The organism is Ramlibacter sp. (assembly GCF_029866045.1).
Lineage (GTDB): Bacteria > Pseudomonadota > Gammaproteobacteria > Burkholderiales > Burkholderiaceae_C > Ramlibacter.
Map to the genome: position 1 here is coordinate 1 of NZ_JARXAB010000003.1, position 9246 is coordinate 9246.

Below are 9246 nucleotides of genomic sequence, written 5' to 3' on the forward strand. Positions count from 1 at the left end.
CGGCCCACCACACGGGCCCAACGTTTGAACATGCCGGCACCAATGACCTGGGCAATGATCCAGCGGCCGTCGCTGCAGCGGAACATATCGGACGGCGCGTAGTGCGGGGCGCGGTTCATGGTGGCCTTCCGATCCACCTCCAGGGCGGCCTCCTCGATCAGGCTGCCGCTGGAATACGTGAGCGCGGTGCGAAGCAGGGAGGCGCCCACCTCCTGGCCCATGCCGCTGGTTTTGCGCTCGTAGAGCGCCATCATCGTGCCCAGCGCACAGGCCATACCGGTGCCGAAGTCGACCACCGGGGCCATGATCTTCACCGGATGATCGGGCAGGCCGCTCATATGGACGGCACCGCTCATGCACTGGGCCACGCCGTCAAAACCGACACGGTCACTGACCGCCTCACTGGTGCCAAAGGCGGTGGAGGCGGTGAGGATCACATCGGGCTTGATGCGACGCAGGCTTTCGTAGTCCAGCCCGAGTTTGACGAGCGTGCGCGGGGGCATGTTGGCAATCACCACGTCGGCGCGGCGCACCAGCTCGTGCAGCACCTGCTGGCCGTTGGCGGTGTCGATCTCCAGCGCGATGGAGCGCTTGTTGCGATTGACCTGGAGGAACTGCGCGCCCTCTCCTTGCGAGGACACCGGCAAGATGGTGCGGTCTTCGGCGCCGCCCACGCGGTCGACACGAATCACGTCAGCGCCGTAGTCGGCGAGCAGCGCGGCGCAGTAAGGGCCAGCGATGAAGCGGCCGAGGTCGAGGACGCGAATGCCTTGCAAGACGGTCATATGGTTCCCCGCCTGTCAGCCGTAACGGCCGCCGGTGACATGCAGCACCTCGCCGGAGATGAAACTGGCGCGCTCGCTGGCCAAAAAGGCCACTGCGTCGGCCACATCCTCTGGGCGCCCGGTGCGCTTGACCGGTTGCACGGCCAGCGCACGCTCCTTGATCACCTCGTAGGTGTCGAGCGCGCGAATCATCTCGGTTTCCATGAAGCCCGGCGCCACGCAGTTGACGGTGATGCCGTAGCGGCCCTCCTCCATCGACAAGGCCTTGGCCATGCCGATCAGTCCGGCCTTGGCGGCGGAGTAGTTGGCCTGGGTCGGGTTGCCCAGGTGGGCGCGGGAGCTGATGTTGATGACGCGGCCCCAGCCCTGCTCGATCATCTTGGGCATCACTGCACGGGTGGCGAGGAACGCGCCCTTGAGCATGACGTTGATCACCAGATCCCAGTCGTCTTCGCTCATTTTGACCAGGTACTTGTCACGCGGGGCACCAGCGTTATTGACGAGGATGTGCACGCCGCCAAAGGTGGCCACAGTCTCCTGGACGAGGCGCTCCACATCAGCCTGCTTGGTGATGTCGCCCACCACGCAGTGGGCCTGCAAGCCCTCGGCCCGCAGGGCTTCGGCAGTCTTTTGCGCGAGCTCACCGTTGATGTCGGTGATCACCACCTTGGCGCCCTCCTGGGCCAGGCGACGCGCCGTGGCAGCGCCCAAGCCGCGCGCCGAACCGGTGACGATGGCCACCTTGTCCTTCAGTCCGAGATCCATCTCACAGTCCTTTCGAATCCTCTTGCCGGCGAGCACGAGGCGGCAAGGGGAGCCTGCCGAAACTTGCCGGGTGAACGATCAAAATATATCATGCATTAATCGCTCGCTCCCTCTGGAAACTCACTCATCATGCCCCCTCTGACCCCCTCCCTCCGGCGCGCCGTCGCCTTCGAGACTTTCGGTTCGCCCGAGGTCTTGCAGGTCCTGGAAGTTCCGGTCCATCAGCCCCAGGCGGGCGAGGTGCTGGTGCAGGTGCAGGCTGCCACCGTGAACCCCACCGACTTGCTGATGCTCGGCGGCAGCCAGGCCGCACGCATGCGCGATCTGGTGCCCCCCTACATCGCCGGCATGGAGATCGCCGGTACGGTGGTCGCCATCGGCGAGGGTGTCCAGGGCCTGGCCCTGGGCCAAGCGGTGATCGGCATCGTCAACCCGCGCAGGCCGCAGGGCGGCGCGCAGGCACAGTACGTCTGCCTGCCTGCGGCCTCCACAGCGCCGCTGCCGGCAGGCTCTGACCTGGTAGCCGCCGCCACCTTGCCAATGAACGGTCTGACCGCCTGGATGTGCCTCGAGCTCATGAAACTGCCCGTCGGCGCCTCCTTGTTGGTGACCGGCGCGGCCGGCGCAGTGGGTGGCTTCGTGATCGCGCTGGCCCGGCGCGCCGGCCTGCATGTGGTGGCCGACACCAAGGAGGAGGACCGTGAACTTCTCACCCGCCTGGGCGCCCACGAGTTGGTGCCGCGGGGTGATGGTTTTGCCACCGCCGTACGGGTGCGCTACCCGGCCGGTCTGGACGGGGTGGTCGACACCGCCCTGCTCGGAGACGTCGCCGCGGGTCTGCTGCGCACGGGCGGTGCCATGGTGTCGCTGCGAGGCAGCCAAGACATCCATCGTGAGGACATCCGCCACACCCCTGTGTCGGTGCTGCAGGAGGCCAGCAATCAGGAGGCCCTGCGCTGGCTGGTCGATCGGATGCAAGACGGCACCCTGGCCATGCGCGTCGGCCGGGTGCTGCCGATGGCGCAGGCCGCGGAGGCCTATGGGCTGGTGGGCCGAGGCGGATTGCGCGGGAGGGTGGTGCTCACGCCCTGACCTCCCCCGCAGACGCCTCGCCCCCAACACAAGGGCGCGGCGGGAGGGCGTGCCCCTGGGGGCGCCCGCCTCACTCGGGCTGAATGCCCGCGCGGGTGACCACTTGCCGCATCACGCCCAGGTCTTCGTTCCAGAGACGCGTCTGCGCATCGCCACAGAGCACCAGCGGGATCAGGTCACGCTTTTCCATGTTGGTCTGGGCGGTCTGCGACTTGAGCGCCTGGGACATCAGATCGCGCAACTGTGCCAGCACCGCCGGCGGGGTTTTGGCTGAGGCATAGAAACCGAACCAGACCTGGATCTGGTAGCCGGGAACGCCCGCTTCGCTGGCAGAGGGCACATCACCCAGGGCCTTGAGTCGCTGCGAGCCCGCCAGGGTGAGTGCGCGCACCTTGCCGGTTTGGTAGAAGGGCGTGGCCGACACATGGTCGATGAAGATCATGTCGACCTGACCGCCGCCGACGTCGGTGAGCGCCTGCACGCTGGAGCGGTAGGGAACGCCGGTGAGCTTGATGCCCGCGGCCTGCATGAACAGCTCGCCCGCCAGGCGCTGGACCGTGCTGGCATAGCCGAAGGTGATCTTGCCCGGGTCGGCCTTCGCAGCGGTCACCAGGTCGGCCACGGTCTTGTAGCGGGACGCGCCGGTGATGTTGAGCACATTGCTGGTACGAGCGAAGGTGCACACCGAAGCAAAGTCCTTCACCGCGTCATACGGCATGTTCTTCTTCATCAGCGGGTCCAGCACGGTCAGCGAGTTGCTGGTGAACATGACTGTGTGACCGTCAGCGGGGGCATTGAGCACCGCCTGCGCGCCCAAGGCGCCCTCAGCCCCCAACTTGTTGTCGACGATCACGTTCTGCTTGGCGATCCCCGAGAGCACCTGAGCGAACTCACGGGCGTTGACATCGGTGGTTGTGCCGGCGCTGAAGGGAACCACCACCGTGATCGGCTTGGTGGGAAAGGTTTGGGCCGTTGCGGCACTCACCAGGGCGAAGCCCGCGAGGGCTACAAGGGAAATTCGTTTGAACATGCGTGCCTCCAAAGGGAAACGTTGGGACCAGGGAACAACGAAAGGGAGCGGGTCAGACCAGTGCGCGCGTCTGCCCGCCGTCGAGTTGCAGGTTTTCGCCCGTCATGAAGCCGGAGTGGACCGAGGCCAAAAAGGCCACCATCGCCGCCAGCTCCTCGGGCTGGCCGACGCGCTTCATCGGCACCGCCTTGATGCGCTCTTCCAGGTTATGGAAGGTGCTGAAGGTGGGGGTGATCACCGTTGCGGGCGCAATCGCGTTGACCGTGACCCCGGTGTGCGCCAGTTCGAGCGCCAGGTGCTTGAGGGCCGCCTGTACGCCGGCGCGGAAGATGGTCGACAGGGCGTGGCGGACCATCGGCTGCTTGATGCTGGCCGAGGTGATGGCCACCACACGTCCCCAGCCCGAGGCGACCAGCAGGGGGGTGATTCGGCGCAGGATCAGCAGTGCGCCGTGCAGCTGCTGCTGATAGGCCTGGTCCCAGCGGTCCTGCTCGGTCTCGTCGAGAAAATCACGCATGGGGCTGGGCGGACGCGGGGTGTTGAGCACCAGAATCTGCACGTCGCCCAGGGCTTCCGACTGCGCCCCGAGCCGGTCGACATCCGCGGCGCTGGTGATGTCGCCAGAACAGACCTCGACCGAGACCCCGTGCGCCGCGCGCAGGGATTCAGCGGTGGCGGCCAGTCGCGCCGCGTCGCGGGCGAAGATGAGGAGGTTCACCCCCTCCTGTGCCAGACGCTCGCAAACCGAAAGGCCCAAGCCCTGGCTGCCGCCAATGACCAGCGCGCGCTTGCCTGCAATACCCAGATCCATGTTGTCTCCTTGTTGTTTCAGGCTCCCGGCGGGCTCGCCAGAGCACCCAACCTATTCTTCACGCGGCGCCTCACTTTGGCCCTGGCCAGGCGGCCCAGGCCTTATTTAGCGACCCACACCCCAATTTTTCGCGATCTCGTCAAGCCGGCGCTTTTTCTGGTCCAGCGTCATCTCGAAATCCAGCCGGCCCTGCAGCGTCTCGGAAGGCAGCACCAGGGTGTCAAAGCCAGCGTCGACATAGGGCTGCATCTGCTCTTTGGACGGCTCGCCCCAGACGCGGGCCTGGAAGGAGTAGGGCGTGGTCAAACCCGCCTCGGCGCGGATCTTGTCAATGGCCTGCTTGTAGCCAATGGCCTCTTCGGGGCGCACCATCGGCCCGTACCAGCCGTCGCCCGCGCGCGCGGCACGCTCCAGTGCCTTGGGCATGGTGCCGCCGAACACCATCGGCACCCGCACCGGCCATTCGGTCACGCGCAGTTCCTTGAAGGGAAAGTGCGGGCCATCGTTGCTGACCCACTCGCCGTTGAAGAGGCGCGGCAACAGGGGCACTGCCTCGTTGTAACGCTTGTGGCGGTGCTCGAAGGGAATGCCCAGGCCTTCGGACTCTTCTTTCCACCACCCCGCGCCCATGCCAAGCTGGAAGCGGCCCCCGCCGATCTGCTGTGCGGTGATTGCGGCGCGCGCGGTCGCCACCGGATGGCGCAGGGACATCAGATAGATGCCGGTGGTGACGGTCAACTTTTCGGTGCCGCCCAAAATGCCGCCCACCATGGTCCACATGTCATACATCTTGCGGGCCACGGTGTGCACCGGCACAAAGGTCTTGCCCTCGTCATGCGGGTGGGCCGACTCGAACTCACGCGGCTCCAGAATGTGTTCACCGAGCCAGATGCCGTGGAAGCCCAGGCCTTCGGCGTGGCGGGCCAGGGGAACGATGTCGTCGGGGCGAATGCCGTAGGTGGCGAAGCCAAATTTCATGGGGCGATCCTGTGCGCGAGCGGCGCTCGATGGGGAGCTTCCAGCTTAAAAAGGCTGGGCGGCGCCGTCCAATGGTGAATTTGAATACGCAATATCAAGGCACCGAATCCCGGACGCCCGGGTCAGCCACGTCTGCACCGGCGAGCCCGTGCCAGGCCTGGCCCAATGCCTCGGTGAAGCAGGACAAAACCTCATCGGCCGCCTGCGCCGACCGGTGGACAAAGCTGAGGGGCAGCGAGGCCTGGAACTGGGACAACTCGTAAAACCGTCCCGCTGCAGCGCCGGCATTGGCCTCCATGCGCTGCACGAAGCCGATGCCCATGCCGCCGGCCACCATGGCCCGCAGCAGGGAGGCGTGGCTCACTTCCACCGCGCCGCGGATGTCCAGCCCCTCTTCCCGGAACAGGCGCTCGATCAGCTCCTGGCTCGGGGTGCCACCGCCGGTGACCACCCAGGGCTGGGCCGCGATCTCCGCGGGGCGGGCATGCTCAAGCCGATCCCGCCAAGCGGCCGGCGCCACCAGCACATAGTCGAGCGCACCTAAGGGGTGGCAAATCAGATCGTCCCCGCGCACCGTGCCAACGATGGCACCGCCATCGAGTTCGCCCGCCTTGATCGCCTGCCGAATCGAGCGGGTGTTGCCCGCTTCCAGGGACAGGTCGGTCATGGGAAATCGCTCTCGCATCACCTTCATAGCGCTGGCCAGCGAGGCCAGCAGCCGGGGGTTGGCGATGGTGCCAATGGACAGCCGTCCGGCCGGCACGCCAGCCAACTGGCGCGCCCGCTCGTTGAGCTCGTGGGAGGCTTGCACCACCTGGCCCGCCCATTCGGCAATGCGCTGGCCGGCAGCCGTGACCTCCAGGCCACGGGCAGTGCGGCGAAACAGGGTCAGGCCGAAATGCGCCTCGAGCGCCCGGATATGGTGGCTGGCGGTGGGCTGGCTGATATGCAGCCGCTCCGCGGCGCGGGTGAGATGCCCCTCTTGCACCACGGTGACGAGGGTCTTGAGCTGTGTGAGGTCGTACATGGGGGCGCGCCCGTCTGGCGCCTGCGGGCGCGACAGCCCGGAGGTGGCCAGTTGATGATGCATCGGGTACTTTGGCGCCGTCAACCGGGCGTACCCTGAGGCATTGGGTCGGAGAACATTCGCAGATCCGATAGGCCCTATCCGAAAACATCATTGGACGCTCCCACGGGGGGCACCTAACCTCCCCTCCAACAACCGCCACCCTGTTCGGTAGTGGTGGACCCTGTCCAGACGCCCCATGCCCAACTTACGCACGACCGCCGCCAGACACCGCCAGGTGACGCCATGTGCCGCGTCTTGTGGCCTGGGACTGCGAGGCCCATGCGGCCTGGAGGCACCCCGGTGAGCCAGGCAAGTGACGCACGCGGCCTGACCGAGGCCCTGACCCGGCAGCCGCTGACCGAGCTGCTGGCCCAGGCCCGCGCCCAGAGCATTGCCGCCCATGGCCCGCGCGTGAGCTACTCACGCAAGGTCTTCATTCCGCTCACCCGCCTGTGCCGCGACAGCTGCGCCTACTGCACCTTTGCCACCACCCCGTCAAAGGTGCAGCGCCCCTACCTGCGGCCTGAGGAAGTGCTGGCCATCGCCCGTGCAGGCCAAGCCGCCGGCTGCCAGGAGGCCCTATTCACCCTGGGCGACAAGCCCGAGCTGCGCTACGAAGCTGCGCGCCAGGACCTCGCCCAATTGGGCTACCGCAGTACCACCGACTACCTGGCCGCCATGTGCGCACTGGTCATGGCGGAAACCAGTCTGTTGCCGCATGTGAACGCCGGCGTGATGAGCGGCAAAGAAATGCTGCAGCTGCGCGAGGTATCGATCTCGCAGGGGCTGATGCTCGAATCGACATCGAATCGCCTGTGCGAGCGCGGCGGCCCGCACTTTGGCTCCCCGGACAAGACGCCTGCGGTGCGCCTGGCCATGCTCGAGACCGCGGGCGAACTGGCCATTCCGATGACCACCGGCATCCTGATCGGCATTGGCGAAACCCGCCAAGAGCGGGTCGAGGCGCTGCTGGCCATTGCCGACCTGCACCGCCGCCACGGCCATGTGCAGGAAGTGATCGTGCAGAACTTTCGCGCCAAGGCTGGCACCCGCATGGCCGGCTGCGCCGAGCCCGATCTGGAGGACCTGCTGTGGACGGTGGCCGCAGCCCGCCTGGTGCTGGGCGCGCAGGCCAATATTCAGGTACCGCCCAACCTCTCCGACACCAGCTTCGGCCGGCTGCTCGAGGCAGGCATCAACGACTGGGGCGGCATCTCGCCGGTGACCCCCGACCATGTGAACCCCGAGCGCGCCTGGCCCGCGATCGACACGCTGCGCCGGACCACGCAGGCGGCTGGCTACGAGCTCGTCGAGCGGCTGGCCGCCTACCCGGCCTGGTGCCAGGACGCAGACCGCTGGCAGGCCACCGCGCTCGCCACCACGATGCGCCACCGGGTCGATGCCGAGGGCTACCCGCGCACCGACGCTTGGGTGACGGGCGCTGGTGAGCCGCCGCCCGCCGTCATGGCACCCGCCACCTCCACAAAGACAACGGCAGCGGCAATAACAGCCACGACAGCAGCGACGACTGTCAAACCCGCCGCCCCGACCACCAAGCCCTCAGCTCCCAGCGGTCCGCTGCGCGAGTCACTGGCCCGCGCCCTGGACGGCCAGGCCCTGGACGAGGCCGGCCTGGTGACCTTGTTTGGCGCCCGCGGCGACGGCTTCCATGCGGTCTGCGAGGCGGCCGACCGGCTGCGCCGCGACACGGTGGGTGACACCGTGCGCTACGTGGTCAATCGCAACATCAACTACACCAACGTCTGCCAGTACAGCTGCAGCTTCTGCGCCTTCGCCAAGGGCCGGGGCGCGCAGGACCTGCGCGGCGTGCCCTACGACCTGGCGCAAGAAGAAATCGCGCGTCGGGTGTCCGAGGCCTGGGCGCGTGGCGCCACCGAGGTCTGCATGCAGGGCGGCATTCACCCGGCCTACACCGGCGACACCTACGTGGAAATCTGCCGCACCGTGAAGGCGGCCCAGCCGCAGATGCATGTGCACGCCTTTTCGCCGCTGGAAATCCTGCACGGCGCGCAGACCACCGGCATGGACCTGGCGGGCTTTCTGACCCGGCTGCGCGACGCGGGCCTCAGCACCCTGCCCGGTACCGCCGCCGAGATCCTGGACGACGAGGTGCGCGCGCGCATCTGCCCCGACAAACTGAACACTGCGCAGTGGTTGGAAGTGATGGAAACCGCGCACCGTGTCGGCCTGCGCAGTACCGCCACGATCATGTTCGGCCATGTGGAAAAACCGGTCCACTGGGCGCGCCACCTGATGCGAATCCGCGCGTTGCAAGAGCGCACTGGCGGCTTCACCGAATTCGTGCCCCTGCCCTATGTGCACATGGAGGCGCCCATGCACCGCAAGGGCCTGTCCCGGCGCGGCCCCACCTTCCGTGAGGCGGTGCTGATGCACGCGGTGGCGCGGCTCGCGCTCCATCCGGTGCTGGCCAATATCCAGACCTCCTGGGTCAAGATGGGCCCGGAAGGCGCCATGGCCTGCCTGCAAGCCGGCGCCAACGACCTGGGCGGCACGCTGATGAACGAAAGCATCTCGCGCGCGGCCGGCACGGTGCACGGGCAAGAGCTGCCGCCCGCCGCCATGGACGCCCTGATCCGCTGCGCAGGCCGCGAGCCGGCGCAGCGCTCCACCCTGTACGGCACCCCGCCGGCCGAGCGCTGCGCCGCCTCGCGCGCGGCGGCGCCAATCGCGCCCG

At 67.3% G+C, this 9246-nt stretch carries 8 protein-coding genes; 2 read left to right on the top strand and 6 right to left on the bottom strand.

Annotated features, from left to right (window positions below; genetic code table 11):
- The coding region (locus tag QE494_RS00095; protein WP_300040238.1) for a CaiB/BaiF CoA-transferase family protein at window positions 1-785 on the bottom strand (785 nt) is incomplete at its 3' end.
- Window positions 786-800: 15 nt separating this feature from the next.
- Entirely contained in the window at window positions 801-1550 is a 750-nt protein-coding gene (fabG, locus tag QE494_RS00100) for a 3-oxoacyl-ACP reductase FabG (RefSeq protein WP_300040240.1), read from the bottom strand.
- Between the two features lie 129 nt (window positions 1551-1679).
- Here fabG and QE494_RS00105 point away from each other — a divergent pair, with 129 nt between their 5' ends.
- The gene (locus QE494_RS00105) at window positions 1680-2642 is read left to right on the top strand and encodes an NADP-dependent oxidoreductase (protein WP_300040242.1); all 963 of its coding nucleotides are present in this window, start codon (window positions 1680-1682) and stop codon (window positions 2640-2642) included.
- Window positions 2643-2712: 70 nt separating this feature from the next.
- Here QE494_RS00105 and QE494_RS00110 read toward each other — a convergent pair whose 3' ends face one another.
- The 4 genes from QE494_RS00110 to QE494_RS00125 form a co-directional block, all read right to left on the bottom strand.
- Window positions 2713-3672, bottom strand: coding sequence for a tripartite tricarboxylate transporter substrate binding protein (locus tag QE494_RS00110; RefSeq protein ID WP_300040244.1), 960 nt, complete (start codon window positions 3670-3672; stop codon window positions 2713-2715).
- 52 nt (window positions 3673-3724) lie between these two features.
- The gene (locus QE494_RS00115) at window positions 3725-4483 is read right to left on the bottom strand and encodes an SDR family oxidoreductase (protein WP_300040246.1); all 759 of its coding nucleotides are present in this window, start codon (window positions 4481-4483) and stop codon (window positions 3725-3727) included.
- 105 nt (window positions 4484-4588) lie between these two features.
- Complete coding sequence (locus tag QE494_RS00120; RefSeq protein ID WP_300040248.1) at window positions 4589-5461, bottom strand: LLM class flavin-dependent oxidoreductase; 873 nt, start codon at window positions 5459-5461, stop codon at window positions 4589-4591.
- A gap of 94 nt (window positions 5462-5555) precedes the next feature.
- Entirely contained in the window at window positions 5556-6551 is a 996-nt protein-coding gene (locus QE494_RS00125) for a LysR family transcriptional regulator (protein ID WP_300040250.1), read from the bottom strand.
- A gap of 279 nt (window positions 6552-6830) precedes the next feature.
- Between QE494_RS00125 and QE494_RS00130 the strand changes: the two genes are divergently transcribed.
- A partial coding sequence (locus QE494_RS00130) for a bifunctional FO biosynthesis protein CofGH (protein ID WP_300040252.1) occupies window positions 6831-9246 on the top strand: 2416 nt, incomplete at its 3' end.

What these genes read in the sequence shown, in the direction of transcription:
- QE494_RS00125 (WP_300040250.1), bottom strand. Translation starts at nt 6,551, where the DNA reads ATGCATCATCAACTGGCCACCTCCGGGCTGTCGCGCCCGCAGGCGCCA.
- QE494_RS00120 (WP_300040248.1), bottom strand. Translation starts at nt 5,461, where the DNA reads ATGAAATTTGGCTTCGCCACCTACGGCATTCGCCCCGACGACATCGTT.
- QE494_RS00105 (WP_300040242.1), top strand. Translation starts at nt 1,680, where the DNA reads ATGCCCCCTCTGACCCCCTCCCTCCGGCGCGCCGTCGCCTTCGAGACT.
- QE494_RS00115 (WP_300040246.1), bottom strand. Translation starts at nt 4,483, where the DNA reads ATGGATCTGGGTATTGCAGGCAAGCGCGCGCTGGTCATTGGCGGCAGC.
- QE494_RS00110 (WP_300040244.1), bottom strand. Translation starts at nt 3,672, where the DNA reads ATGTTCAAACGAATTTCCCTTGTAGCCCTCGCGGGCTTCGCCCTGGTG.
- fabG (WP_300040240.1), bottom strand. Translation starts at nt 1,550, where the DNA reads ATGGATCTCGGACTGAAGGACAAGGTGGCCATCGTCACCGGTTCGGCG.